22 protein-coding genes and 1 tRNA gene are annotated in these 24366 nt (G+C 66.6%); 10 read left to right on the plus strand and 13 right to left on the minus strand.

Annotation, left to right across the window (positions count from 1 at the left end; genetic code table 11):
- Positions 1 to 2: 2 nt before the first annotated feature.
- Both C450_RS10905 and C450_RS10910 read right to left on the minus strand, forming a co-directional pair.
- Entirely contained in the window at positions 3 to 263 is a 261-nt protein-coding gene (locus C450_RS10905) for a hypothetical protein (protein ID WP_005043425.1), read from the minus strand.
- A 2-nt stretch (positions 264 to 265) separates the two neighbouring features.
- Positions 266 to 808: a PH domain-containing protein gene (locus C450_RS10910; protein ID WP_005043426.1), complete on the minus strand. Its 543-nt coding sequence runs from the start codon at positions 806 to 808 to the stop codon at positions 266 to 268.
- A gap of 237 nt (positions 809 to 1045) precedes the next feature.
- Here C450_RS10910 and C450_RS10915 point away from each other — a divergent pair, with 237 nt between their 5' ends.
- From C450_RS10915 to C450_RS10925, 3 genes are all read left to right on the plus strand, one after another.
- Positions 1046 to 1798: a polyprenol monophosphomannose synthase gene (locus C450_RS10915; RefSeq protein WP_005043428.1), complete on the plus strand. Its 753-nt coding sequence runs from the start codon at positions 1046 to 1048 to the stop codon at positions 1796 to 1798.
- Between the two features lie 66 nt (positions 1799 to 1864).
- Positions 1865 to 3190 (plus strand): arylsulfotransferase family protein, encoded by a 1326-nt coding sequence (locus C450_RS10920; RefSeq protein WP_005043429.1) that lies wholly within the window; start codon positions 1865 to 1867, stop codon positions 3188 to 3190.
- A 127-nt stretch (positions 3191 to 3317) separates the two neighbouring features.
- Positions 3318 to 3506, plus strand: coding sequence for a hypothetical protein (locus tag C450_RS10925; protein WP_005043430.1), 189 nt, complete (start codon positions 3318 to 3320; stop codon positions 3504 to 3506).
- Positions 3507 to 3552: 46 nt separating this feature from the next.
- On the opposite strand, the gene C450_RS10930 is transcribed toward C450_RS10925, so the two are convergent.
- Positions 3553 to 4905, minus strand: a complete 1353-nt coding sequence (locus tag C450_RS10930; RefSeq protein ID WP_005043431.1) for a sulfatase-like hydrolase/transferase — start codon at positions 4903 to 4905, stop codon at positions 3553 to 3555.
- 306 nt (positions 4906 to 5211) lie between these two features.
- Between C450_RS10930 and C450_RS10935 the strand changes: the two genes are divergently transcribed.
- The 4 genes from C450_RS10935 to C450_RS10950 are packed head-to-tail and all read left to right on the plus strand — an operon-like array spanning position 5212 to position 10826.
- The gene (locus C450_RS10935; RefSeq protein WP_005043432.1) at positions 5212 to 6255 is read left to right on the plus strand and encodes a glycosyltransferase family 4 protein; all 1044 of its coding nucleotides are present in this window, start codon (positions 5212 to 5214) and stop codon (positions 6253 to 6255) included.
- On the plus strand, positions 6252 to 6746 hold the full coding sequence (locus tag C450_RS10940) for a GtrA family protein (protein WP_005043433.1): 495 nt from the start codon (positions 6252 to 6254) through the stop codon (positions 6744 to 6746). Before C450_RS10935 ends, C450_RS10940 begins: the two co-directional genes overlap by 4 nt.
- The gene (locus C450_RS10945; RefSeq protein ID WP_005043434.1) at positions 6739 to 8811 is read left to right on the plus strand and encodes a DUF2079 domain-containing protein; all 2073 of its coding nucleotides are present in this window, start codon (positions 6739 to 6741) and stop codon (positions 8809 to 8811) included. The genes C450_RS10940 and C450_RS10945 overlap by 8 nt, the downstream gene beginning before the upstream one ends.
- Positions 8808 to 10826 carry a DUF2079 domain-containing protein gene (locus tag C450_RS10950; RefSeq protein ID WP_005043435.1) on the plus strand — a complete coding sequence of 673 codons (2019 nt, stop codon included), beginning with the start codon at positions 8808 to 8810 and terminating at the stop codon, positions 10824 to 10826. The genes C450_RS10945 and C450_RS10950 overlap by 4 nt, the downstream gene beginning before the upstream one ends.
- Before the next feature lie 35 nt (positions 10827 to 10861).
- On the opposite strand, the gene C450_RS10955 is transcribed toward C450_RS10950, so the two are convergent.
- From C450_RS10955 to C450_RS22425, 3 genes are all read right to left on the minus strand, one after another.
- Positions 10862 to 12934 carry a PQQ-dependent sugar dehydrogenase gene (locus C450_RS10955; protein WP_005043436.1) on the minus strand — a complete coding sequence of 691 codons (2073 nt, stop codon included), beginning with the start codon at positions 12932 to 12934 and terminating at the stop codon, positions 10862 to 10864.
- Positions 12935 to 13051: 117 nt separating this feature from the next.
- Positions 13052 to 13768 carry a helix-turn-helix domain-containing protein gene (locus C450_RS10960; RefSeq protein WP_005043437.1) on the minus strand — a complete coding sequence of 239 codons (717 nt, stop codon included), beginning with the start codon at positions 13766 to 13768 and terminating at the stop codon, positions 13052 to 13054.
- Entirely contained in the window at positions 13761 to 13925 is a 165-nt protein-coding gene (locus tag C450_RS22425; protein ID WP_005043441.1) for a DUF7563 family protein, read from the minus strand. The genes C450_RS10960 and C450_RS22425 overlap by 8 nt, the downstream gene beginning before the upstream one ends.
- Positions 13926 to 14046: 121 nt before the next feature.
- Between C450_RS22425 and C450_RS10965 the strand changes: the two genes are divergently transcribed.
- Positions 14047 to 15528: an HPP family protein gene (locus C450_RS10965; RefSeq protein ID WP_005043443.1), complete on the plus strand. Its 1482-nt coding sequence runs from the start codon at positions 14047 to 14049 to the stop codon at positions 15526 to 15528.
- A gap of 77 nt (positions 15529 to 15605) precedes the next feature.
- On the opposite strand, the gene C450_RS10970 is transcribed toward C450_RS10965, so the two are convergent.
- Together C450_RS10970 and C450_RS10975 are read right to left on the minus strand one after the other, a co-directional pair.
- Positions 15606 to 15680 (minus strand) — tRNA-Thr (locus C450_RS10970).
- Positions 15681 to 15764: 84 nt separating this feature from the next.
- Positions 15765 to 16742, minus strand: coding sequence for a class I SAM-dependent methyltransferase (locus C450_RS10975; RefSeq protein ID WP_005043444.1), 978 nt, complete (start codon positions 16740 to 16742; stop codon positions 15765 to 15767).
- A gap of 129 nt (positions 16743 to 16871) precedes the next feature.
- On the opposite strand from C450_RS10975, the gene C450_RS10980 reads away from it, so the two are divergent.
- Entirely contained in the window at positions 16872 to 17378 is a 507-nt protein-coding gene (locus tag C450_RS10980; protein WP_005043445.1) for a pyridoxamine 5'-phosphate oxidase family protein, read from the plus strand.
- Between the two features lie 24 nt (positions 17379 to 17402).
- The gene (gene dph5 / locus C450_RS10985; RefSeq protein WP_005043446.1) at positions 17403 to 18161 is read left to right on the plus strand and encodes a diphthine synthase; all 759 of its coding nucleotides are present in this window, start codon (positions 17403 to 17405) and stop codon (positions 18159 to 18161) included.
- Between the two features lie 197 nt (positions 18162 to 18358).
- Here dph5 and artA read toward each other — a convergent pair whose 3' ends face one another.
- The 5 genes from artA to C450_RS11010 form a co-directional block, all read right to left on the minus strand.
- The gene (artA, locus tag C450_RS10990) at positions 18359 to 19339 is read right to left on the minus strand and encodes an archaeosortase A (protein ID WP_005043447.1); all 981 of its coding nucleotides are present in this window, start codon (positions 19337 to 19339) and stop codon (positions 18359 to 18361) included.
- A 101-nt stretch (positions 19340 to 19440) separates the two neighbouring features.
- Complete coding sequence (locus tag C450_RS10995; RefSeq protein WP_241430346.1) at positions 19441 to 21429, minus strand: DUF7282 domain-containing protein; 1989 nt, start codon at positions 21427 to 21429, stop codon at positions 19441 to 19443.
- A 149-nt stretch (positions 21430 to 21578) separates the two neighbouring features.
- Positions 21579 to 22208, minus strand: a complete 630-nt coding sequence (locus C450_RS11000) for a fibrillarin-like rRNA/tRNA 2'-O-methyltransferase (protein ID WP_005043449.1) — start codon at positions 22206 to 22208, stop codon at positions 21579 to 21581.
- Positions 22195 to 23082 carry an NOP5/NOP56 family protein gene (locus C450_RS11005; RefSeq protein WP_005043450.1) on the minus strand — a complete coding sequence of 296 codons (888 nt, stop codon included), beginning with the start codon at positions 23080 to 23082 and terminating at the stop codon, positions 22195 to 22197. The genes C450_RS11000 and C450_RS11005 overlap by 14 nt, the downstream gene beginning before the upstream one ends.
- A 27-nt stretch (positions 23083 to 23109) precedes the next feature.
- Positions 23110 to 24315 (minus strand): alanyl-tRNA editing protein, encoded by a 1206-nt coding sequence (locus C450_RS11010; protein ID WP_005043451.1) that lies wholly within the window; start codon positions 24313 to 24315, stop codon positions 23110 to 23112.
- Positions 24316 to 24366: the final 51 nt, after the last annotated feature.

The following is a 24366-nucleotide window of genomic DNA, read 5'->3' on the forward strand; positions in this document are numbered from 1 at the left end:
GGTCACTCGTCGATGTACCGCTCGTAGAGCAGGTCAGCGACCCGTATGGCGATCGCGAGTGGCGGGACGATCGAGAACGCCGCCAGCAACGCCAGTGTGAGCTCCCGGCTCGAAGGGACCCCAGTCGCAGTGAGAAGATCGACGTACGCGAACAGCGTCTCGTGGAACAACGCAACGAAGGGGACGAACACCACGACGACGGTGACGAGCCTGATCGCGGTCCGTGGATCGACGCCGTAGATCGATCGGGGCGGTCGTGACACGGCTACGTCGTCGGCTGGCCGGCCTCCGCCACCTCGCGGTCGGTCCCGCTGGCGGCCGACTCGCTGAGCTGTGTGGTCACCAGTCCGTTCACGTGCTCCGGATCGGGCACGTTGCTGAGCGCGAGGTTCACGCCGCCCGAGCCGGCAGTGTACACCGCGATATCGCCGTACGAGAGCGTGCGTTCGACCACCGACTGATCGAAGGCAGTGTTCTGGACTCGCCCGATCGGGATCCGTGTGACCGAACGCGAGAGCACGCCCGTCTTCTCGTAGATCGCCTTCGTCGTGAACACGTACCGGGTGCTCCACCGCGTGAGATACGCCCACGCGACGATCGCGAGCCCGATCGGGACGAGGACGAGTGCGACCCACTCGGGCACTCTCGGAACCTCGATCTCGCGCGAGAGCCACACACCGACCATGCTCAGCCCGAACCCGATCGCCATCGGGAGCGTCGCCGGGGCGAGGCTCGGCGTCCCGGCCCAGAGCACCTCCTCCCCGGCGGTGAGGGGGAGCCAGTCGGTCGATTCGACGCCCGAGGTCATCCCTCGAAACCATGGCGAGCACGGACTTACGCGTTTTCGTCCGTCGTGCGGGGTGGGGACATCGGTCGGCGTCGTTTCCGATCCGAGGACGAGCGGTTTTTATCCCTCGGCGCGGGAGGGTCGCTACGATCGAATGCAACGCATAGCGCCCGGTGGTGTGTCGACGACGCGAACCCCGAGCAGGAGCCCGGACGAGGGAGCCACAGCCGCCGGCTGGATGGGGGTGGCCGAGGAACCGTGACGGGGTCGGACGCGCGGTCGGTTTCGATCATCATCCCGACCTACAACGAGCGCGAGAACATCGAGCGCGTCGTCGATCGATGCCGGGCAGCGCTCGAAGACTACCGCTTCGAGATCGTGGTCGTCGACGACGACTCGCCCGACAAGACGTGGCAGCTCGTCGCCGACGCGTACGAGGGGGCGGAGACGGTGCGAATCGTCCGCCGGACCGAGGAGTCCGGTTTGGCGACCGCGGTTTCGCGCGGATTCGACGAGGCGACCGCCGAGCTGTGTGCGGTCATCGACGCCGACCTCCAGCATCCGCCCGAGAAGCTCCCCGCGTTCATCGAGGCGTTCGACACCGGCGCGGACATCGTGATCGGGAGTCGCCACGTCGCCGGCGGCGGTGTCGAGAACTGGTCGCTGCTCCGTCGGATCGTCAGCCGCGGCGCGATGGCGATCGCCAAGCTCGCACTGCCGCCGACGCGCGGCATCTCGGACCCGATGAGCGGGTTTTTCGCCATCCGCCGCGAGATCATCGACGGCGTCGCGCTCGCGCCCACCGGCTACAAGATCCTGCTCGAAGTCCTGATGAAATGTGAGTACGACCGGATCGCGGAGGTGCCGTACGTGTTCACCGAGCGCGAACGCGGCGAGTCGAAGCTGACTGCCGACGAGTATCTCGGCTTCCTCACGCATATCTACGACCTCCGACGTAACGGCTACGGCGGACGCGAGCAGGATATCCCGGTTTCAGTTGAGGGTCCGTAGTCGCTCGAACACTCGATCGACGAACCAATAGCACTAAATCGGATCCCGACCTTCGATTCGTGTATCATGCGTTCGCTCTCCCGCCAGCGACTCGGGGCGGTACTGATCCTTCTTGCCGTCGTGGGCGTCGTCGGATCGTTCGCGGTGAGTGCGGCGACCACACCCGGTGCCGGGGCGGGATCGGCGAACGACTCGACGGATCGTGGCCGGACGCTCGTCGGGATGCAGGCCGAGGGACGAGTCGCGATGCTCGATGCGAACGGCGACCCGCTCTGGCGGATCGGGAGCGACAACGTCGATTACTTCGACGTCACGATGCTCGACAACGGTAGCGTTCTCGCGGGGTTCGTTGCCGAGGGCCAGCAGTCCTGTGGCCCGTACGAGTCGCCGTGTTCCCGGACGGGCTTTCGGCTGATCGAACCCGGTCCGGAGCCCACCGTCGCGAACGAGTGGTCGTTCCCGGTACGGACGAAACTCAACAGTGAGGTTCACGACGTCGAGAAGCTGCCCTCGGGCGAGTACCTCCTGACCGACATGGAGTACGAGCGCATCTTCACTGTCGCCGAAAACGGATCGATCACCTGGCAGTGGAACGCCAGCCAGCACTACGACGCGCCGCCTGACGTGACGACCACCGACTGGCTTCACATCAACGACGTCGACCGGATCGGCGACGGCCGGTACATGGTGTCGGTCCGGAACGCGAATCAGCTACTGGTCGTCGAGCGCGGTGAGGGCGTGGTCGACGTGATCAACGAGGACCGCGAGCAGGGCAACGACGCGAACTGCAAACGGAACAACGGGCTCGCGGACTACAGCAACGACAGCGGTGGCGACGTGCTGTGTGGCGATCCCGAGGTCATGGACCACCAGCACAACCCGCAGTCGCTCGACGACGGCGCGGTTCTCGTCGCCGACAGCGAGAACGACCGCGTGATCGAACTTCACGAGAACGAGGGCGAGTGGGACGTTTCGTGGGGGGTCGACACCTCGAACGGCGTGCGGTACGACTGGCCGCGCGACGCCGACCGCCTGCCGAACGGCAACACGCTGATCACCGACTCGCGGAACAACCGTGTCGTCGAGGTCACGCCGAACGGCACCACGGTGTGGAGCGCCGACACCGGGATCTGGCCCTACGAGGCCGAGCGACTCCCCTACGGCGAACTCCTTGACGACAACCGAACCTCGCGGCTCAACGGGAGCGGCGACACCCCCGGTCGATCGACCGGGTCGGCGCTTCCGCTCGTCGATCAGGCCTACGCCGGACTCTCGTTCGTGGTTTCGCTCCCCACGTGGTTCCAGCCGTGGCACATCGGTGTGATCGCGGGTGCGGTCGTCCTCACGCTCGTCGGGGGCGTGTTGATCGTGAGTGGTCGGTGGAACCGATAGCTCCTGTCCGCCAAGCAGCGTCAGGGATGCCGTAGTCAGTCACCGAACGGGGTGCTATCGGCGGGGTAATATACGCCGAGCACACGCAGGCCGCGAGGACTTTCTCGACCTGCTCGATAACGGGTGTATGGGGAGTGGAACGTACCCGACGAACGAGAGTGGGACGCCGGTGTGCGCCCGTCCTGGGGAGGACGAACAACCGTGTTTGCAGGAGGTCTCGGTTCCGGGAGCGCCCTGCGAGGAGCACCGCGGCCGGAGCCCGATGTTCGACGAACGGGTGATCTGGCGGCCACGCGATCCGCAGTGGACGCTCTGAGAACGCCAGCGACTCGACCGCACGAGCGGAAAACTCCGGACGGTGCTTATTCGAGGTAGCCGAGGTCTTGAAGTCGTTTCTGGACGTCTTCGTCCCGTTCGACCCCGTCGGTATCGGCGATCTCTATCGCGGCGAGGCGGTCCTCGAGTGCGGCGCGGAGCGCGTCCCAGCCTTCGCCGGTCGGGTCCGCGAGCGGATCACGCTCGTTGGGGTCGTCGCGGCGGTCGAACCCCTCGATCCCGTCGTTCGTGTAGATCAGTTTGCGCTCCGGCGTCCGGACCGCGACCTGGAGCGCGTCGGGTGCGAGCCGGCCGGGCTCGGTCGGCGTCGAGGCGACCTCGCTGATCGCGAGTTCGTCGTCGAGGTCGTCGCCCTCGATCGCCGGTCTGAGTGATCGGCCGCGGTAGCTCGTCGGCGCGTCGACGCCGGCGTAATCGAGGATCGTCGGTGCGATGTCGATGTGGCGCGCCTGCGTGTCGACGGTCTCGGTGTTCGTCTCCACGTCAGCGGGTGGTCGGATCAGGAACGGGACGTGAACAAGCTCGTCGTGGAGGTTCGGTTCGTGGCCGACCTGGCCGTGCTCGAACAGCGCCTCGCCGTGGTCGGCGGTCACGATCACGAGCGTGTCGTCGTCCACACTTCGGAGAAGTTTGCCCGCCTTCTCGTCGGCGTGGCGGACCGACGCGGCGTACAGCCCCCGGACGACCTCGCGCTCGCGTTCGGTGAACGATTCGGGCTCGTGCTGGGCGCGCGTCACGAGCTGTGCAGGGCTGTCCTCGATCTCGGGCACGCCGACCGCCTCGCGGTGGCGCTTCGGCGGCGTGTAGGGGGCGTGGGGTTCGAGGAGGTGGGTCCAGACGAACGTGTCGTCGTCGGCGTCTTCGAGCGCCTCGCGGGCGACCTCGATCTCGGCGGCGTCGCCCGTCACTGCCCGAAGTGGTTTCTGGGCGTAGCGGTAGAGCTGCTGTGCGGCCCGATAGACGGGATGATCGAGCGAGAAGTTGTTGAGCAGGAACTGCCGGCCGCGTTCGAGTCCCGGGAGGCCAAACTCGCCGACGTCGCGGTAGTCGGTGTACCCTCGGGCGTAGCCGTACTTCTCGCCGAGCCACGGGTTGGCGTGGACGCCGACCGACCGCCAGCCCGCCTGGTCGAGTGCCTCGCTCACGAGGGTCCGGTCCTCACTCAGACGCTCGTACCCGCCGTGATCGAGCGGGAGCGTCGAGGTGAACACGGAGGGGAAGGCGTACGGCGTCGCGGGGCCGTGACTCACGCCTTCGGTGAACACGCTCCCCTCGTCGGCGAGCCGTGCGAGGTTCGGCGTGTGATCGCCCGCCGGATCGGGCATGAACGAAGCGTGCGAGGCGCGCCACGCGTCGATGGTGAGCAGCAGCGTCTTCATTGTCGGACCGAACCGCTCGGGCGGGGATTTATCTTACTATACATCGGAGCGCCGTCGCCACCGGACGCGAAACCGCGACCGAAGCGACTGACGGAAGTAGCGGCCGTTCGGGCGTCGACTGGCCGTTCGGACGGAGTTCGTCCCGGATGGCGGCCCGAGCGAGCAACGATAGGTATGTTTAATTGGCTTCGGCCAATCGGTTCGGTCAATGACTGTTCCTCCACGCGACACCGGCTTCTCCGTTCGCTCTTCGTCACCGACACCGCCTGAATCGACCGCAAACGACGATCGCGCCACTGCATAGTCATGACCGGGACGCGCATCGCTCTGTGCCCCCATCTCTCGGTCGAGCACTACCGCGGCGGCGAGAAATGGGTCACCGCGCTCGCGAACCGACTCGCAGCCGACGGGGTCGACGTTGCGATCCGCGCGCTGCCGTACGCCCCCGGCGGCGAGCGCCGCGTCGACGTTCGTGACGTCCTCCACCCGGAGGTCCCCTACCGCGAGGCGTGGCACCACGATCTCTCCGGGTTCGACACCGCGTACGTCTTCTACAACCCGCTCTCGGAGGTGTTCTTCTCCGGCGGCGGGACCCGCATCGCTGGCGTCCACTCGTGGGCGTTCGTCTCACGAAAACTGTTCGAGTCGCACTACGGGGTCGTTCCTACCGCGACAAAGCTCCTCTACCGCGCGATCGGCGAGCGCGATCTCGGTCGGTTCGACGCGGTCCACACGGTGACGCCGGCCTACGATTCGCCCCATCCGAACACGATCCACATCCCGAACTTCGTCGATGTCGAACGGTTCCGCCCCGACAGACAGGACTGCGCCGAGGAGTTCACCGTCCTGACGACCGCCGCCCACATCCAGGAGAAAGGATGGGACACGATCCAGAAAGTGGCCGAACGCCTCGCACCCGATATCCAAGTCCTGACGACCGGCGACGGTGCTGGAGCAGTAGAAGGGCTCGGCTTCCTTGACGAGGACGAGCTCGCCGACGCCTACGCCCGCGCCCACGTCGTCCTCCATCCGGCGCGAGTCGACACCGACAGCATGGTGATCAACGAGGCCTGCGCGTCGGGCACCCCCGTGGTGACGACACCGCTCGCGACCCACGTCCGTGAGAACGACGCCATCCTCCAGGCCGAGACGCCCCGCGGGATGGCTCACGCGATCGAACTCCTCCACGCTGGGTGGCGGCACGACGACGGCTACGACGAGCGCTGTCAACGCGCGCGTGAGGAGGGGGAGGCACACGGTTTCGACGAGATCTATCCGCGGCTCAAGGACCTGCTCACGTCGCCGCCGACCGCCCAGGCCGGCACGAGCCGGACGGAGGTCCACGTATGAGCGTTCTCGATTCCGTTCGCGAGCGGTCGCTGTTCGATCCACAGAACAAGCGACTGGTGAAGTATCTCCTCGTCGGGGTCGTCGGTATCGCCATCAATCAGGCCGTGTTCGAACTCACGATCGGGAGTGTTCCGTACGTCATTGCCGGACTCTTCGGTAGCGCTGTGAGCATCTTCGCCAACTATATCATGAACGATAGCTGGACGTGGCGTGAGAACGGCGCAGCTGGATTCGGCCAGTGGCTCTGGCGCGGGGTGAAGTACGGCGCAACGCGCGTTGTCGGGGTCGGTATCGGCCTCGTTTCGCTGTTCGTTTTCGTCGATCTCCTCGCCATCGACCCGTCACTCTCGAACATTCTCCGGATCGGCGTCGGTGTAGTGTGGGGGTTCGGTGCGAGCGAGAAATGGGTCTGGGCCTCGGAGGACTCCTCGCTGTCGTTCGAGAAAGTCAAGCGGATGCTCTCACCATCGGGCGAGGGCAAGCGTGAGTAGGCTCAGCGACGCCGTCGGTACGGCCGAGTCGTCCGACTCCGCGACCGACAGAGTGCTCGACGTACTTCCCGATCGCGGCGATCCGACGTGGTACGTGGTGGGCCTCGCGTTCGTGCTGTTCGTCGGCTTTTCGATCTACACTTCGATCGTTCACGCGCGCTTCGGCTCGACCGGGGCCGATCTCGGTGCGTACACCCACATGTTCGCGAGCACGCTCGACGGCGAGGGCTGGCTTCTTCATGGTAAGTACCGCGTGAGCCAGCCGACCGGCTCGTACTGGGGAGCACACTTCTCGCTCACCCTCCTCCTGTTCATGCCGCTGTTCGCGCTCGTCCCCTCCGTCTACACGCTGCTGGTCGCCAAATCGTTCGTGCTCGCGTCGAGCGTCGTCCTCTGCTGGCTGCTCGCGCGTGAGGTTCTCGACTCCGATCGACTCGCGGGCGTCGTGACGCTCTCGTACGCGTTCAACCCGTTTCTCTGGTCGGCGTGGTCGTTCGATTTCCAAGAACAGATACTGATCCCACCGTTGCTGTTCGCTGCCTACTACGCCTACCGGAAGGAACACCATCTCGTCTTCCTCGGTCTCCTCGCCGCCGTGCTGTTCACCAACGAGTTCGTGATCTTCGTCACGGTGGGGTTCGTCGGCGGCCTGGTCGTCGCGGCGGCCCGGGCGGGGCGGCTGCGCGAGCGCGCACCCGCACTCGTGGGAGGGTTCGTGCTCGTGGGAATCGCACGCTTCGTCTCGACGAGGGTCATGAGCTACTACAGCGAGTTCGGTGGACTGCCATCGTACGTTGTGGCGGAACCCCTCCAGCCGTTCATCGAGTCCGCACGGGTCTCGCTGGTCGATCTCCTCGGTGTCGTCCTCGCGAACCCGGTTCTACTGATCGACTCGACGACGTTCGCGGTCGAACAGAAGGCGGTCTTTTTCGCTGCGTTCATGCTGCCGGTCGCGTTTCTCGCACTGTTCGACGAGCGGTCGCTGTTCGCGCTCCTCCCGTTTCTGGGCTTCGCGTGGGTGTTCACGGGTGAGGCGAAGGCGGTCTACTACCAGTTCGGCGCGCACTACCCGCTGTATCTCCTGCCGTTCGTCTACGTCGGCGCGATGTGCGCACTCGATCGGCTGTCGGCTCGGTTCGGATCGATCGAAACCCCGTCGCGAGCAGTGTTCTCCGGGCTCGTCGCGTTCGTGCTCGTCGCGAGCCTCGTGGCCGGCGTGGCCTCGGGTGGCGGTCATCTCGCCCGCCCGCCCGACGCACAGCCGGACCACAGCGAAACCCTCGACGCGGCGATCGATTCGATCCCACCGAACGCCTCGCTGATCGCCCAAAACGACATCTACCCGCACGTCGCCACCCGCGAGAACGCGGGGTTCATCGTGAGTCAGGGCACTTTCAGCGCGTACGAGCGCGAGTACGGCCCTGTCACGCCCGAGTATATCCTGATCGACAGCCAGCTCAACCAGAACGCACCGTGGGCACGCACCGTCCAGCGGACCTACGCCGATCGTCTCGGCTCGGAGTACGGACTCTACCGCTACGAGGACGGCATCCAGGTCTTCAGACAGGGCTACGACGGGCCGGTGCGCGGCATCACGAGCAAAGAGCCCGGCGCACGTCGCTACGCCCCCGCGGACTTCGCCACGGGCACCGGGACGGAGCGCAACGGCCAGATCGTCAGCACCAACGGCTCATCGGGTGATTACATCTGGTTCGGCCCGTACGATATCCTGACACCGGGGACCTACACGGCGACCTTCCGGATCAACGCCACCGACGACGACGCCGACCCGGTACTGCGAGCCGACGTCGCGGCCGGGAGCGATCACGAGATCGTCGCGAGCGAGGACGTGACGCCACAGCCGGGCCAACAGAACGTCACGATGCAGTTCACGATCGACGAGACCGTGACCGACGTCGAGTTCCGCGGTATCCGTCAGGGCGAGGGCCAGATTGCCTTTGACGGTGTCCGGGTGAACTACGGATCGCCGGACGCCGGCGCGAACGCCAGTCGGCTCGCTGCCGACACGACGGCGACCACGATTCCGGCGGAGGGTGACGGATGAGCACTGCCGACCGGCTCGGCGAGACCGCACGTGCGTACCTCCCCGAGCGTGGCGATCCGACGTGGTACGTGCTCGGCCTCGCGCTCGTGCTGTTCGTCGGCTTCTCGGTCTACCTGTCGCTGCTCTACCGGAGCTTCTGGCTGACTGGCGCGGACTTCGGCAGCTACGTCCACATGTTCGAGACCACGCTCGGCGGTAGCGGCTTCCTCGAACAGGGGAAGTACACCGTCCGCGGCCCCGACAGCTCCTACTGGGGTGGGCACTTCACCGCGACGCTGCTCGCCTTCCTCCCGATCTACGCCCTCGTCCCGTCGCCGTACACGCTGCTCGTCATCAAATCCGCGCTACTCGCGGCGAGCATTCCGATGCTCTGGGTGCTCGCACGCGAACACATCGACTCCGACCGGATCGCGGGGCTGTTGACCGCCTCGTACGCGCTCAACCCGTTCCTCTGGTCGGCGTGGCTGTTCGATTTTCAGGAGCAGATCCTGCTGCCACTCCTGCTGTTCGCGGCGTACTACACCTACGCCCAGCGGCGTTACGTCGCCTTCCTCGCCTTTCTCACGCTGTCGCTGTTCACCAACGAGTTCGTGACGCTGCTGGCCGGGGGCTTTCTCGTGGGTCTCGCGGTCGCGTCCTATCGCGGCGGTCGACTCCGGGCGGAAGCGTGGGTGTTCGGTGCGGCGGGCGGCATCCTCGTCGCCGCCCGTGCGATCGCGGGCTGGGCGATCGGCCAGTACAGCGAGACTTCCGGGCTGCCGACCGACGTCATCGCGGCCCCATTACAGGCGTACGTCGAGGGGTCGCGGGTCGGTCTCGGCCGACTGATCGAGATCGTGCTCGCCAACCCGACGCTCATCGTCGACTCGATCGCGGTCGACGTCCTCGACAAGGCGACGTTCCTCGTCCTCCTACTGATCCCCGTGCTCTTCGTCGCGGCGGTCGACGAGGTCTCGCTCGGCGCACTCGTCCCCTTCTTCGGGTTCGCGTGGGTGTTCGCGGGACGGGACGTCTACTACACCTTCGGCGCGCATTATCCACTGTATCTCCTGCCCTTTGTCTACATCGGCGCAGTGCGCGTCCTCGCGTGGCTCGACCTCGACGCCACGATCGAACGAGAGGACGTCCGGGCGTCGGCGCGGACGGTTCTCTCCGGCTTGCTCGTGCTCGTCCTCGTCGCCAACCTCGTGGTCGGCGTGGGGATGGCTGCCCAGAAGGACGCGGTACCGACGACCAACGACCACACCGAGACCCTCCACGAAGGGATCGGGGCGATTCCCGCGAACGCCTCCGTGCTCACCCAAAACGACGTCTTCCCTCACGTCGCCGACCGCGAGAACGCGACGTTCACCGCGAACCGGACGCTGTTCTATCGGTACCAGCGTGCGAACGAGCGACCGGAGCCCGAGTACATCCTGCTCGACACCCGGCTCGAAACCCAGCGGGTCGAGTGGGCACAACCGATCCGCCAGATCTATCTCGACCAGTTCGGCGACACCTACGGCCTCCGGCACTACGAGGACGAAGTCTGGGTGTTCCAACGGGGCTACAACGGCTCACCGTCGGGACTCTCCGGCTCGTACGCCGTCGAGCCACGCACCTACGAGCCGAACGACTTCATTCCGAACGACGCGCTGACCATCGACGGCCAGCTGGTCGGGTCGGGCGGTGCGGAGGGCATCTACTACTGGTACGGACCGGGGACGATGCTCCCGCCCGGTGAGTACACCGCGACGTTCCGGGTCAACGCGACCAGCGAGACCTCACAGCCCGTCGCGAACCTCGAAGTCGCTGCGGGCGTCACGCCCCGCCGGGTCGCCAACGAGACCGTGACGAACACCGACGGAACCGAGAACGTGACGGTCGAGTTCTCGCTCGATCGGATGGAGTCGAACGTCGAGTTCCGCGCGGTCCGGGCCGGCGGCGAGGGACGGCTCGCGCTCGAAAACGTCACCGTCGCGTCGAGAGAAGCAGTCGGCGACACCAACGGCACCACCGCGAACGGATCGGCCTGAACGGGTCCCTTACTCGCGTTTCGAAAACAGTGTTACTACTCGCGCTTCGAAAGCAGCCGAGCAGCGACGCCGCCGAGGGCGGCGAGGGCCGCGACCACGCCGAATCCCGGGCCGTCGACGCGACTGACCCATCCCTCGCTCTCACCGGTGTTGGTGGCTCCCGTCGTCCCGTCGTCCGTCGTTGCGGTGGATCGATCGGTCGTGGTCGTCGCGTCGTTCGTCGGTGTCGGTGACGCCGTTGGCGTCGGAGTGGGTGTGGGCGTCGGGGTCGGCGTGGGCGTTGGTGTCGGCGTTGGCGTCGCGGTCGGTGGTTGGTCGGGCGTTGCGGTGGCAGTCGACGTCGCCGGTTCGGGACTCGGCGGGTTGATCTTGTGGACCGCACCGGTCTCACCACGAACCCCGAGGTTGTCGGTCGTCAGGACGTAGAGCTCGCCGCGTGCATCGGGGTAGACACCGAGCACGTACGAACCGAGCGTCCCGTTCTCGTTTCCTTCGAACGTGACCTCCTCCAGCGACCACTGCCCCTCTCTCGGGGGTGTTGCGGCGAACACCGAACCGTTCGGACTGCCGGAGCCCGCGCTGTAATCGCCGAAGACGAACTTCCCGCGGAGTGCGGGGATCGTCGCGTTCTGGTAGATCGTTCCGCCGGTGACTGCGCTCCCGACCGGGTTGCCCTCGTAGGTGTGGGGGTACTCGATGACCGGGTCGATGAGGGGTTCGCCACCGCGAACGCTCTCGGGGGTCCGGTCCGGACAGTCCTCGACCTCCTCGACGCCCCCGCTGGCGAAGCAGTGTGTGCCCTCCTTCACGTTCCAGCCGTAGTTGCCGCCCTTCACGACGATGTTGACTTCCTCGTATTTGAACTGGCCGACGTCACAGACGAACAGGTTACCATTGTTGAAGCTCATCCGCCAGGGGTTGCGAAAGCCCCACGCGAACTGCTCGTCGAGGCCCTCCTCGCCGACGAGGGGGTTGTCGTCAGGAATGGTGTAGGGGTTACCGTCCTCCTGGCTGTCGACGTCGATCCGGAGGATCGATCCCAGCAGGTTCTCGGTGACGTCCTGGCCGTTGCCGCCACGATTTTTGTACCAGTCGTCGACGTTCCCGGGTATCCGGAGATCGCCGCCGCCGTTGCCCATCCCCATGTAGAGGTAGCCGTCGTCGGGACCGAACAGGACGTCTCCGGCGTTGTGGGTGTAGTACGGCGACGGGATTTCGAGGATGGTGCGTTCGGAGTCGGGATCACCGGCCGAGAAGTCCTCGGTTGCCTGAAACTCAGAGAGCACCTGGGTGTGCGTGTATCCGTCGGGCGTTCCCGACCGTGGTGGCGCGCTGTAGTGGAGGTAGAACTTCCGGTTGTCGCGAAAATCGGGATGGAAGGCGAGCCCGACCAGCCCGCGTTCGTCGATCACCTTGTCGTCGGGGAGGTTGTCGAAGTTCACGAGCTGGTCACCGATATCGATGAACGGCTCGATGCCACCCTCACCGAGCGTGTAGACCTGCCCGACCTGATCCACCACGAACCGGCGATCGTCGTCACCGGATGGGACTTCGAGCGCCGTCGGTGCGGTCATCCCGCCCTCAGCGATGGTTTCGATTCCGACCGTCGCACCCGTCGGCATATATCCATCTGTCTGGTCGTCGGGCGTCTCGGTCGTGGTCTGTGTTGTGGCTGATTCCCCGCTAAAGCGGACGCTCCCGCGCATCGAGCTCGGGTGCCGACTACAGTAATACTCCGCCATCTCTTCGGTTGCGGTGAAGGCGACCGAAAGGGTCGTCCCCTCGTTAGTCGTGATATCGGTCCCCGTGATCCGGTTCCCGTCGGCGTCGAGGATCACGAAGTCGTGTGGTGCCCCGTCGACGTTCGTCCACCTGATCTCGTAGCGTTCTCCCGGCGTGAGAACGAGATCGGGGTTGGTCTGGCCCGCGATCGAGTCGGGACTGCGGCCAACCCACCCCGATATCTTTCCGTCGAACGTGAACGCGGTCGTCGACTGTGCGCTGGCGACGCCACTCGCTCCGAGTGCGGTTATCGCCGTGGCGGCCTTCAGGAACCGCCGCCGGGACGATGCCGGAAGGATGGAGGGCGTAGGCGGTCCTCTCGTCACGGTTGTATCTGTACGCAAAGCGGATTAAGACTAACGGCTCCAGCTTGTGTGGGTAGCTGACACCTAACAACGGTATCGAGCGGGAATGTGGTTTGACGGACTGTGCTGTCCGCGGATTCACTCGGTCATCGAGTCGTGACCGTCGACGACCGCGCCACCGACGATCTGGCCGTAGGCTCGGCGGAACCGCTCGGAGAGCGCCTGGTGGGAGATGTCGAGGTCGTCGGCGAGATCGGCCGCTGTGACCGCGCGGGGCACTTCGTAGTAGCCCGCCTCGTACGCCGCGACCAGTGCCTCGCGCTGCTCGTCGGTGAGGTCGAACCGGCCACCACGACTGCCGCCGTACGTGCCGATCCGTTCGAGTTCGGTCCCACACTCACAGTCCACGATCGCCTCGTACGCCCGGGCGAGGGCGTCACGATCGGGAAACAACAGCTGGAGTGTCCACCCGCCGGCCCGACCCCGTGCCGACAGGATCGTGGCGTCCTCATCGCGCACGCGTTCGACGAACCGGTCTGGATGCTCGCCCCACGCGACGCGGAACACCCAGCCGTCGCCCCGATCGGCGAGATACTCGATCGCCGTCACCGACGGGTCCGCGCGGAGCGCGGCGGCGATGTCGTCCCGGGTGACCGCGTCACTCCGGATCACGAGCAGTACCCGGCTGTCCGGGCCGGCGACGGCGGGTTCGAGTTCGACCCGCACGCCCGGAGTGCGCTCGAACAGGGTTTCGAGCGCGAACCCCTCGGCTGTGACCGCGATTCGGGCCGTCGTCGCGTCGGATTCCGTGGATGCGTTCGGGTGTGGCTCGGGCGTCGACACCTGCTCACCCATCGGCGTGGCGTGGCGAGCGTGCGCTCCGGACCCCGTTGCCGTCGCGCAGCTTGTCCTCGCAGTTCGGACAGACGCGTGCGTTCTCCATTTCGTCCGGAGCGAACACGCGCACGTACTGTGCGGTCACGAACCCTCCGCAGTTCTTGCACTCCGGCATACATCAGAACGCCAGCGCCCAGTGAAATACGTGTACGCCCTTATTACGCACCCCACTTATCAGCAGGCGACGAGCTATCCGAGAGGGAAACCCACTTCTACGCCGCCAGGCAACAGCCGGTATGCTAGACGGGGTGCGTGGGACTCTCGCCGCGCTGTGCTCGCGCGCCAGACGGCTCGAACGACGCGAGATCCACGAGTTCCGGCGCTGGATCGAGAACACCAGAAACCTCGTCCACCTCTCTGTGCTCCTGTTCGTCCCATTGGTGATCGCCGGCGTCACGGCGATCTCGAACCTCTCGGCCGAACTCTCCTTCCTGCTCTTTCCGCCACTCGCCTCCGGGGCGTACCTGCTGTTCGCCCACCCGACGGGACAGTACGCGTCGCCGGGCCGGTTCGTCGCCGGGCTGACTCTCGGTGCGCTGTGTGGCTGGCTCGCGCTCCGCCTCTCGGCGGCGCTGTTGTACCACGCCCCGCCGAGTCAGCACCGGGTTCACGCCGCCGGCACGGCGCTTGCGATGTTCCTCACCGGCGCGACGACGTGGGGGTTCGATATCGAGGAACCCGCGGCGTACTCGACCGCGCTGCTCGCGCTCGTCGGCGACGCCACCGACGTCTCCTACGTGATCTCGATCGCCGCGTCGAGCGCGCTGGTCGCGGGCGTGTTCGTCCTCTGGCATCGCGCGGTCTACGCCGACCGCGCACGCTATCTCTATCGCTCCACTAAGGGTGACGACCACGTTCTCGTACCGATGCGCGGCGAGCATTCCGACACGACCGCCATGCTCGGTGCCCGCCTCGCCGCCGCCCACGACGCCGGCAAGGTCGTGCTTCTCGACATCGTGGACGAGAGTGAAGCTGATGACACCGAGGCGGCCCAGCGGACGGCCACCGACGGCGGCGATCACCTCGCGACCGACGGCGGTACGACCGAGGCGATGGAGGGCGAATCCTCCGCTGCAGCCGTCGCCACGGGGCTCGAAGACCGCGCCACCGCGATCGAGACGACCGTCGGCGTGCCCTGTGAGGTCGCGGTCGTCGACAGCGGGGCGGAGTCCCTCGCCGCTGCGGTGCTCCGGACTGCCCGCGAGAGCAACTGCGACCTGATCGCGACGCCCTACGAGGAATCGGACGGGGCCGCCGCACCGTACATCCGGTCGCTGTTCCGGACCGACATGGACGTGCTCGTCCACCGCTCGGCCGACGGTCGGACCGACTGGGAGCGATCGCTGGTTCCGGTCCGGAGCGTGAGCGACGTGGCCCACAGCATGCTCGGATTCGCCTGCCGGCTCGCGGGCTCCGCGGGGGAGGTCGCGGTCTGTCACTGCATCGACTCCTCGGCCGACCGCCGACACGCCGAGGAGATGCTCGCCGATCTCGTCGAACCGTTCACCAACCGGATCGAAACCCGCATCCCGCAGACCTCGATCGAATCGTTCCTCGAAACCGTCGCGCCGCAGTACGACCTCGTCCTCGTCGGCGCGAGCACCGATCGGAGCAACGTCTCGCGACTCCTCTCGCCCGCCACGTTCGAACGCCTGCCAGAGATCGACTGTGACCTCGCCATCGTCGATCGACGGTCTCGACCGCTGTCGCGCGAGTGATCGATCAGCTGTCGCCGCCACTCTCTATGCAGCACCGCTGCTACTATTGCGTGTGGGTTTGTAGAGAAGCGAGCGCAAGCCGGTGGGGGGATTTGAACCCTCGGCCTAATCCTTACGAAGGATTCGCTCTAGCCAGTCTGAGCTACACCGGCGCGCGGATGAAACACCGTTCACGACGGGTATAATCGTTGCGAATCGCCGCCGGCTCGTCGCCGGGAGAGCGGTCCCGATTCGTCTCACGCCCGAAGCCGCACGTCGAGACAGACGTTCAGTTCGTGAGGCGCGTACGATCGGACCGTGTGCCGTGTTTCGACCGTCACTTCGTACTCCTCGGCCGCCGCCCGGATCGCGCGCTCGCCCGGCCCGTAGGGATCGTTCTCGTGCTGGATGTCGTAGTAGTGGAGGACACAGTCCTCGCCGGCGAGGTCGATCGCCGTATCGAGGAATTGGTCGGCGCTGTGGGGGAGGTTCATCACGAGCCGGTCGACTCCATCCTCGATTTCGGTGGCGACCTCCCGGACGTCGCCTTCGATCGCCTCGACCCGCTCGTCGACGTCGTTCCGCCGGACGTTCTCGCGGAGATACTCGATCGCCACCGGGTTGCGATCGACCGCGATCACCGCCGCGCCGCGTCCCGCAAACGGGATCGCGAAGGGGCCGACACCGGCGAACATGTCGACGATCCGCTCGTCGGCCGCCGCCTGCTGGACCACGCGGTGGCGTTCGGTCGCGAGCCGGGGCGAGAAGTACACCGTAGCGACGTCGAGCGCGAACGCGTAGCCGTACTCGCGGTGGACGGTTTCGGTGCTCTCGCCCGCGAGCACGTCCCACTCGCGCGTTCGAAACTCCCCCTCGACCTTCGAGGCGCGATTCAACACTGTCTTCGTCGGGATCGAGGAGTCCATCACTGCGTTGGCAACCTGCCGTGCGCGTTCCGTGTCATCTTCACGGAGCAACACGATGTCGCCGAGTCGCTCGTAGCTCGGATCGAAGCCGAGCAGGTCGGCGGGCATCGTCTGTGTCTCGCGGTCGGGCACGTCGCGCTCCTCGATCGTGTATTCCTCAGGTATTGCGTCGGGATCGACGATCGGGGCGTAGAGCCAGCCCTCGGCGACGGTGATCTCGTGATCGTGATCGAGGAGATCCCGTTCGGCGAGCGCCTCGCGCGTCCGCTCGCCGTCCTCGCGCGCGACGCGGACGCACGGCACTTTCATATCCGTACTCGCCGGCAGTCGGGCCTAAGGCTGACGCTTCGCGGAGCGACCGTCCGCAGCGGACCCGACTACTCGACAATCGCGGTCGTTCGGCACAACGGCTATCTCCGGTCGCCGCGTCCATCGCCCATGACACCACCGAACGAACCGGCGAACGCGACCCACGAACGACCACACACGGAATCGAGTTACGGGATCCCCGACGACGAGGAGGGCTTGTTGCCGTGGGCGTTCGTCGCCGACCGACTCCGCGAGAACCGCAATTTCTGGGTCTCGACGACACTTCCCGACGGCGGTCCACACGCCAGGCCCGTCTGGGGTGTCTACGTCGAGAGAACGTTCTACTGCGGTGGCGGCGAGCGGACACGGTGGGTGCGGAACCTCGAAGCGGATCCGCGCGTCGTCGTTCACTCCGAAAGCGGTGACGAGGTGGTCATCCTCGAAGGCCAGGTGGAACGCGTCGACGAAGGGACCGCTACTCAGGAACGAATCGAGCGGGTGAATGCCGCCTACGAGCGGAAGTACGGTGTCGAACACGGAACGCCCCTCTTCGCCGTCCGTCCCGAACGCGTCCTAGCGTGGAACGAGTACCCGACCGACGCGACCCGCTGGACGTTCGCAGAGCGCGGTGTTTAATCCGGCTCCCGCCCGAACCACGCCATGCTCACTTTCGTCGGTCTCGGGCTCTACGACGAGCGCTCGATCACGGTCGAGGGCCAGGACGCACTCGCCGACGCCGACCGCGTCTTCGCTGAGTTCTACACCAGCAAACTCGCCGGAGCCTCAATCGGGGACCTCGAAGCGTACCATGACCACGAGATCGAGATCCGCGACCGAGCGGGCGTCGAGCAGGAGCCCGCACCGATCCTCGACGCTGCCGAGGGCGGCGAGGTAGCGTTCGTGGTCGCCGGTGATCCCATGATCTCGACGACGCACACCGACCTCCGCCTCCGTGCGCACGAGCGCAACATCGATACCCGCGTGATCCACGGCACGACCGCCCAGGCCGCCGCGAGCTCGCTGACGGGACTCCAGAACTACCGCTTCGGGAAGGCGACCACGATCCCGTTCGCCTACGGTGACGGGGATATCCCCCAAAGCGTCCTCGACACCATCGACGCGAACCGTGAACGCGGCCTCCACACCCTCTGCTATCTCGACATCAAGGCCGCCGAGGATCGCTACATGACCGCAAGCACCGCCGCCGAGCGACTCGCGCCGGGCCTCGACGATCCGCTCGGCGTCGTCGTCGCCCGCGCGGGAAGTCCCGATCCGGTCGTGGCCGGGGACCGGCTCTCGGCGCTCGCCCAGCAGGATTTCGGCGATCCCCTTCACCTGCTCGTGATCCCCGGCGATCTCCACCACGTCGAACGCGACGCGCTCGTCGGCCTCTGCGATGTGCCGGAAGACCTCGTCTAGACTACATTTCACTCGTCGGGTGCGCCCGTTCGCGGTAGAAATGGTGATGCCCTCCGCCCTCGCAACCGCACAGCACCGCCGAAGCCCTCGGGCGCTCACTCACTTCGTTCGCTCGCACCCTCGCCCTTCATCCACCGAGGACCGCACCGCAGCCGCACCGTCTACTCGCCGCCGGAACCGCTGCCGTCGGCGCGCACTCACGGGCTTCGCCCGCTCGTGCCATCCGAGACGCTTCGCGTCTCGCGCATCCCAACGCCAAGCGCGCGCTGGAGATCGTACTCGGTGCCGGTCGCCATGTAAAGCACGTCCTCGATCACGACCATGATCTCCGGGAGCTCGTGGATCACGACCCACGTGATCGCCACCATCGCCACCACCGAGAGGCTCTGGGCGAGCATGCGGTCGGCGATGAAGTAGGAGACCTTGTACGGATCCGAGGAACCGAACAGCGACATGACGGTATCGGGGAAGAAGTGAAAGCGCTGAGTGCCGAACCCGACCGCGATGAAGACGTTCCGCACGAGGTTCAGCCCGTAGATCACCGGGAGCGAGACGGCGAGCGCGCGGAGCTTTCTACCAAGTGGCGCGTCGGTCGCGGCGATCAGCCCACCGAAGATCGCCATGCTCCCGATACCGGTGCAGGCGATCAGGATGGTGTACGTGATCGTGTGATCGCCATCGACGAACCAGAACGTGCTCTGATAGTCGGGGTACGTCCCGGTCGGGACCTGCGTTCCCGAAACCACCGTCGGATCGACACCGACGAGATCGATCAGGAACGCGGTCTGTCGGGTGACGGTCTCGATCAGGGGCTCCTTGAGGAGTGGGAGCGTCTCGAACGGGAAGAAGATCAGTCCCATCGCGGCGATCGCCCGCGAGAGCACGAACAGTGAGTCGCGCCCGCGGGCGAGCAACAGGCCCGCATAGAGGCTCGCGGGCACCGCCACCAGCGTCCCGATCCCTTCGATGAAGCTCTTCTGGACGAACGCGAAGTGATGGAACACCGAGAGCCAGAACACCCCGAAGAGGACCCACGCCGTGACCGTGAGGGGGCGCGCAAAGCGGCTCTCGCGCCACGAGAGGGCCGCACCGGCGGTGAAGGTGGCGACCACGAGCCACGCGAGCGGGTCGGAGAATCGACCGAACCACGCGAGCGCGGCGAGCACTCCGTCGAGCATTCATCGACGCTACGACGATGGCGGTGATAGGTCTTACCGTCGCGGGCCGGGTCGCCGGCGTGTGGATCGGAGCCGCTTCCGCTCCCGCTCCGCCGAGGACCTCACTCTCGGCGTGTTCGGCGGGCGGCGACAGCCACGGCGGCCGCGACAGCCGCGACGACCGCGGCGGTGATCCCGAACCCGGGACCGTTCTCGCTCGTCGTCTGTCCCGACGCGTCGGTGCCGTTCGCACTTCCAACCGCTGTGGTGTCGCTTCCTTCACCTGTCGTGGTAGTGTTGTTGACGGTCACGCTGACGGTCGTGGCGACCGGCTCGCCATCGTTCGCCGCAGCACCGGTGACGGTCGCCGCTTCCGCGCTGGTTTCGGCTCCGGCGGCGGTCGATCCCGCCGACGTGTAGGGACCGTCCTCGCTCCCGTTCGAACTCACGAAGTCGAACACACCGTTGTCGTTGGTGTCGCGGTGGGCCATCACCACCACGTCGGTGCTCTCGGTGAGCGGTTGGCCGAGCGTCACGGTGACGTTCTCGGTGGTGCCGTTCTCGAGATAGCTCGACGTGCCGAGAACGCTCCCGACGGGTGATTCGGAGGCGTTCGGCGCGTGGACCACGACGTAGCCACCGTCGGCGAGCGTGGCGTTTCGGATCCGAACGGTCTCTCCGGTCGTCGTCTGGTCGGCGGCGGTGAGCCGGGCACCCCCGGCCATCGGCTCGGACTCTTGGCTCGGTCTGACGGGTACCGTGATGTCGTCGCTGGTGTTGAGCGGCCCGACCGCGCGCACGTCGACCGTGGTGTTCGGCGAGGTCTCAGAGAGGTTGAACGTGGTGGCGAAGGTGCCGTTCGGCGAGACCGTGGTGGTGTTGGTCTTGACGAACGACCCGGTGCCGTTGGCCGTGAGACTGATCGTCACCTCGCTTTTGGGCGCGACGCTCGTCGTTCCGGTGACGGTCTGGCCGTCGCCGGCAGCGAGCGAGACGTCACTGAGCCCGAGCTCGGCCCCGATGGCCGTGACGTTCGCACCGATCGACTGGTTGCTCGTGGCGAGGCTGCTCTCCTCGCGTACGGTGAGTTCGGTCTCGAACTCGTCGCCGGGTCGTGGCGGGCCGCGTTCGAAGACCGCCGCCTCGGTGTCGATGTTGACGTAGAGGATGTCCGTGTCCGGGTCGGGGATCACCCGTATCGAGTCGTTCGCGAGGCTCCGGTCGAGATCGAGCTGCTTCGGCCGACGGTTCGTGCCGGGATTGGTCTGGCGCACTGTCAGGTTGAACATCCCGCGCTCGACCAGTTCGGTGAAGTTCGCGGCCGCGAACGCGCCGTAGACGCCGGAGAGCTTGGACTGGAGCACCAGCACGTCGCCGACGGCGACGCTATCGGTGGTGGTGATCCGGTCGTTTTCGATGGCGGCGGCGACCTCGCTCGCGTTCGTCACGTTGTCGAAGCTCTCGGCCGGGGCGGTCCACGTCACGAGTTCGTTGGACGTTCGCTCGGCCAGCCTGAGCGTCGCGGTGTCGGTTTCGCGCCCGTCGACCGTGGCCGAGAGGTTGTACGTGCTGGTGTCGAGCGGGGCGTCGAGTCGTTCGGTCGTCCGGTTCGTCCGGACGATCGAATCCTCGTCGGCCAGCGTGTCGTACGCCTGGCTCTCGTTTTCGGTGGTGCCCGCGAGATACGAGTTCATCAGGAGCGTGACCTGCCCGTCGCCGCCGTCCGCGACGGTGACGTTGGTCTCGTAGTTGACGGCGGGGCTACCGACCGTGACGGTGGTCTCGTTCGTCCCGGAGATATTGAGCCCGATGGCGGCGATGTCACCACGGTCCTCGGCCACGGTCGAGCGGTTGAACGTCGCGACGCTCGCGTTGGTTTCGTTGGTTTCGTTGGTCTCACCGCGCTGAAATTGGGTTTCGTTGATCGACGATTGGCTGTCGTTGGTGGGAGCGGCCGTCCCGTTGGCCGCCACATCGGTCCCTTGGGCGCTCGCCGGCCCGAGAAAAGCCGCCCCACCGAACGCCGCAAGGATCACGAGCACCGCCAGCCAGCAGCCGGCGGCCCGCTCGCGGTGGTCGCTCGTCACGGTTCGGTATCGACGTGTCTGCATATCGCCGCTCCAGCCGACACCGCGTCCGTGGAGGGCGAACACGAGGACTCGGGGAGGGCGTTCGATCCTGGCATCATCGGTCGAATACGCATTGAGGGAACTCCTTCATTAATAAAGGTTTTGTGGTGGACCCCGTCGCTGGCGGGGAGTTAGCGCGGTCGAGCGACCACCGCAAGGTGGTCGGCGTGGTGGGGGTCGAGTCGGCGGGTGTCGAGGATCTCGTAGGTCGTCTCGAGTTCGTCGAGCGCCGCGTCGAACACGGTCTCGGGATCGGCGGTCGCGTCCTCGCTCCGGGCCTTGATCGCAGCCAGGAGCCGGCCGTCCGCGGCGAGGAACTGCCGGTTCGCACACGCCACCCGTGCCTGCCCTCGGGTGGCGACGTCCTGAACGATCGCATCGAGATCGGCCTCGACCACGTGGGCGTACGTCTCGGGCTGGTGGGCGTCCTTGAGCAGTGGGAAGAGCGTGGTCCGCGACTCCGCAACGTCGACGAGATCGCCCATCGGCCGTGACGCGAACTCGACGGCGTAGACGACACGCGCGAAGTCCGCGACGTGGCTCGCGGTGGTGCCGTTCGCCGCACCGAGATATAGCACCTCGTCGTCGCCCGCGAGGCCGGTGTCCATTCCGGCGTCGATCATCGCGCCGAGTTTCGATCGCCGAACGTCCCACGCGCGCCACCCGCCCTCCGTGGGTTCGCCGTAGACCGTCGCTCCCTGGGTCGCGAGGCGCTCCTCGCCGTCGATCTCGCGATAGACGACCCCCTCAGGCAGCGCCATCGTCACCTCGATCATCGATATCCTCGTCGTCGTGCCGCGCCCGGATCCGTGCGATGCGTTCGTCGAGTTCACGTTCGAGGTCGGGACGGCGGTCGCCGGCGTAGTGATCGATCCGCGCCGCGATGGTGAGTTTGCCAGCGAGCGCCCGGGCTGCCGATCCCCGCTCATCGGGATGGGTGTGGCGGACGTACTCGTGGGTGTAGATCACGCCGTGTTTCGGCGACGGGGCCGACCCTCGGAGGTGGGCGAACAGCGCGTCCTCGGCTCCGAGGACTTGTACTGTCGAACTCGACGTCCGCGCCAGCGACTCCAGCCCGCCCGCGAGCGCGAGCAGCCGCGCCGCGAGCGTGGGTCCCGCGAGCGCAGCGAGATTTGGGACCACCGTTCGAACTGTACGCTCGACGTACGCTTCGAGTTCCGCCGCCTCGTTATCGAGATCGACGACGCGTTCGGCGAGCGCCGCCAGGCGGTCGTCGGCCGGGTCGGGGTTTTGGTCCTCTCGGTCGACGAGTTCACGACAGTATTCGATACCGGTTCCGGCGTCTTCTGTCCGGCTCGCGGCCCACTCCGCGACTCGTTCGGCGAGTTCGTTCGCCATCCGTTCGGTGTCGTCCATCGCGCGGACCGCGTGGATCACCTGGCGGTCGTCGGCGCGCTCGCGCTCGGCGGCCGCCTCGCCCGCAGCCGTGATCGTCGCCTCGCGGAGCGCCGCGTAGTACTCTTCTTCAGTGTCGGCGAAGCCAGCCTCGACGGCCCGTGCGGGCCAGTCAGCGGCCTCCTCGGCGCTCCCGGTCTCGATCGCGTCGCGCGCACCGTCGGGATCACCCCGCTCCAACCCTTCGAACCATCCTGTCACCGGCGCTCCCTCGCTCATGACTCGGATCGTGGCCGGGCCGACAAATCAGTTCGTGGTTTCGACGCTGCCGGTGCGCAGGAACGCGACGAGCTCCTCGGGATCGGTATCAAACCCACCGGCCTGGGCCACCGTCTCGCTCCCGCCGCCACCGCCGCCGAACTCGGCCGTGAGATCGGCGACGACCGCGTTCGCATCGATCTCACCCGTCGTGGCGACGGCGATGCCCCCGCCGTCGGCAGCGACGAGCGCGACGGCGTCGGCGGCCGAGCCAGAGAGGTCGTTCGCTCGCTCCGCGAGTCCGTTGGTGTCGAGGTGATCGACTGTCCCGGCGAGCCACGTCCGGCCATCCCGCTCGACCACGGTCTCGCGGAGGTCGCCGAGCCGCGAATCGACGAGTCGCTCCTGTAATCCCGTCCGTTCATCCGCGAGCGCGTCGCGTTCGTTCCGGAGCCGCGCGACCGCGTCGGGAAGGTCGGTCACGCGCGTTTCGAGCGCGGCGGCCGCGTCGAGCGCCGCGGTCTTCTCGGTACTTCGATGCTGGATCGCCGCCGGCCCGACCGCGAACTCGATTCTCGTCACGCCTTTGCCGGGGTTCGATCGGTCGAGCACCGCCACTGGCCCGATCTCGCGGGTGTTCCGGACGTGGGTTCCGCCGCAGGCAGCGACGTCCCAGCCGTCGACGTCGACCAGGCGAACCTCCTCGCCGCCGATTCCCTCCTCGGTCTTGGTGTTGAACGCCACGTCGTCGCGGGCGAGCGCCGCCTCGCGGGGCGCGGTCTCCCACGTCACGTCCTTCGAGTCCCAGACCGCGCGGTTAACGAGGCGTTCGAGGGTCACGAGCGACCCGTCGTCGATCGCCGTCGGGGTGGCGAAGTCGACTCTGACCTTGTGCTCGTCGATGTCGAATCCGCCGTACCCGAGATCGTCGAACAGTCGGCGTCCGGCCCCGTAGAGGACGTGGCTGGCGGTATGAGAACGCATGCAGTACGTCCGAAAGGCGGGATCGATCCGGCCGGCGACCGTCTCGCCAGCCTCGACTGTCGGTGCGTCCGCGAGCGTGTGGACGATCTCGCCGTCGCGCTCCTGAACGTCCACGATCCGTTCGCCAGCGAGCGTGCCCCGATCGGGCGGCTGGCCCCCGCTCTCGGCATAGAAGTACGTCTCGCCGAGCAGGAGTTCGTCGTCGTCCCGCGATTCGACGACCGCCTCGAACTCGGTCGTGTACGGCTCGGCGGGCGCGAGCGTCTGCATACCGTGGGGACTCGACGAGCCGGCAAAACCCTTCGGTGGGTTGAGCGCTGC

Origin of the sequence: Halococcus salifodinae DSM 8989, assembly GCF_000336935.1 — an archaeon.
In the GTDB taxonomy this organism is placed as follows: Archaea; Halobacteriota; Halobacteria; order Halobacteriales; family Halococcaceae; genus Halococcus; species Halococcus salifodinae.

What these genes read in the sequence shown, in the direction of transcription:
- C450_RS10910 (WP_005043426.1), bottom strand. Translation starts at nt 808, where the DNA reads ATGACCTCGGGCGTCGAATCGACCGACTGGCTCCCCCTCACCGCCGGG.
- C450_RS10920 (WP_005043429.1), top strand. Translation starts at nt 1,865, where the DNA reads ATGCGTTCGCTCTCCCGCCAGCGACTCGGGGCGGTACTGATCCTTCTT.
- C450_RS10925 (WP_005043430.1), top strand. Translation starts at nt 3,318, where the DNA reads ATGGGGAGTGGAACGTACCCGACGAACGAGAGTGGGACGCCGGTGTGC.
- C450_RS10930 (WP_005043431.1), bottom strand. Translation starts at nt 4,905, where the DNA reads ATGAAGACGCTGCTGCTCACCATCGACGCGTGGCGCGCCTCGCACGCT.
- C450_RS10935 (WP_005043432.1), top strand. Translation starts at nt 5,212, where the DNA reads ATGACCGGGACGCGCATCGCTCTGTGCCCCCATCTCTCGGTCGAGCAC.
- C450_RS10940 (WP_005043433.1), top strand. Translation starts at nt 6,252, where the DNA reads ATGAGCGTTCTCGATTCCGTTCGCGAGCGGTCGCTGTTCGATCCACAG.
- C450_RS10950 (WP_005043435.1), top strand. Translation starts at nt 8,808, where the DNA reads ATGAGCACTGCCGACCGGCTCGGCGAGACCGCACGTGCGTACCTCCCC.
- C450_RS10960 (WP_005043437.1), bottom strand. Translation starts at nt 13,768, where the DNA reads ATGGGTGAGCAGGTGTCGACGCCCGAGCCACACCCGAACGCATCCACG.
- C450_RS22425 (WP_005043441.1), bottom strand. Translation starts at nt 13,925, where the DNA reads ATGCCGGAGTGCAAGAACTGCGGAGGGTTCGTGACCGCACAGTACGTG.
- C450_RS10965 (WP_005043443.1), top strand. Translation starts at nt 14,047, where the DNA reads ATGCTAGACGGGGTGCGTGGGACTCTCGCCGCGCTGTGCTCGCGCGCC.
- C450_RS10975 (WP_005043444.1), bottom strand. Translation starts at nt 16,742, where the DNA reads ATGAAAGTGCCGTGCGTCCGCGTCGCGCGCGAGGACGGCGAGCGGACG.
- C450_RS10980 (WP_005043445.1), top strand. Translation starts at nt 16,872, where the DNA reads ATGACACCACCGAACGAACCGGCGAACGCGACCCACGAACGACCACAC.
- dph5 (WP_005043446.1), top strand. Translation starts at nt 17,403, where the DNA reads ATGCTCACTTTCGTCGGTCTCGGGCTCTACGACGAGCGCTCGATCACG.
- artA (WP_005043447.1), bottom strand. Translation starts at nt 19,339, where the DNA reads ATGCTCGACGGAGTGCTCGCCGCGCTCGCGTGGTTCGGTCGATTCTCC.
- C450_RS10995 (WP_241430346.1), bottom strand. Translation starts at nt 21,429, where the DNA reads ATGCAGACACGTCGATACCGAACCGTGACGAGCGACCACCGCGAGCGG.
- C450_RS11000 (WP_005043449.1), bottom strand. Translation starts at nt 22,208, where the DNA reads ATGGCGCTGCCTGAGGGGGTCGTCTATCGCGAGATCGACGGCGAGGAG.
- C450_RS11005 (WP_005043450.1), bottom strand. Translation starts at nt 23,082, where the DNA reads ATGAGCGAGGGAGCGCCGGTGACAGGATGGTTCGAAGGGTTGGAGCGG.
- C450_RS11010 (WP_005043451.1), bottom strand. Translation starts at nt 24,315, where the DNA reads ATGCAGACGCTCGCGCCCGCCGAGCCGTACACGACCGAGTTCGAGGCG.